The organism is Stenotrophomonas sp. HMWF003 (assembly GCF_003061285.1).
In the GTDB taxonomy this organism is placed as follows: Bacteria; Pseudomonadota; Gammaproteobacteria; order Xanthomonadales; family Xanthomonadaceae; genus Stenotrophomonas; species Stenotrophomonas maltophilia_AP.
Genome location: NZ_QAIW01000344.1, coordinates 1 through 651, shown reverse-complemented (window position 1 = coordinate 651; position 651 = coordinate 1). Strand labels below are relative to the sequence as shown.

Below are 651 nucleotides of genomic sequence, written 5' to 3'. Positions count from 1 at the left end.
ATCGACAGCGGGAACTGGCCCTGCTGGTTGTCGAGCAGGTTGCGGTCGGCACCGGCGGTGGCCTTGCTGCCGGACTGCACGCACACGCCCTCCCCCACCGTGGCGTTGCAGCCCTCGTTGGTGAGCGGTTGCACGTGGAATGCGCCCGCAGCGGTGGTGAGGAAGGTGCTGCCCTGGCGCACGCGCGGGCCGATCGCGGTGAAGTTGCCCCACGGGCTGTTGCTGTTGCGGTTGTCGGTGCCGCTCAGCCCGTCGAACGCGGTGCCGACGAAGTCCGGGGCGCGGTCGGCGCTGCGCGTCCAGTCCTGGTCGAGCGAGTTCAGGCCGGTGGTGGCGTAGTAGTTGAAGGCCAGGGTGACGTTGCTGCGCAGGTCCTGCGAGTTCTTGCCGACCAGGCCGTTGATGCCGATGTCGCGCAGGTGGGTGCCTTCGCCGATGCCGCGCTGGACGCTGACGGTGCCGCCGTCCACATCGTCGCGCAGGACGTTGTTGACCACGCCGGCGACGGCGTCGGTGCCGTAGATGGCGGCCGCGCCGTCAAGCAGCACTTCGACCCGGCGCAGGTTGGCCACCGGAACGGTGTTGGCGTTGTAGGTCAGCACGGGGACGAGGTTGCCGTCGGCCTGGCTGGTGGGATGCACGACGGTACGG

The 651-nt window shown here is 69.6% G+C and carries 1 pseudogene; it reads right to left on the bottom strand.

Features of this window, described 5'->3' with window-relative positions:
• Positions 1-651: pseudogene (locus DBR34_RS13795) on the bottom strand (TonB-dependent receptor plug domain-containing protein); the annotation flags it as partial.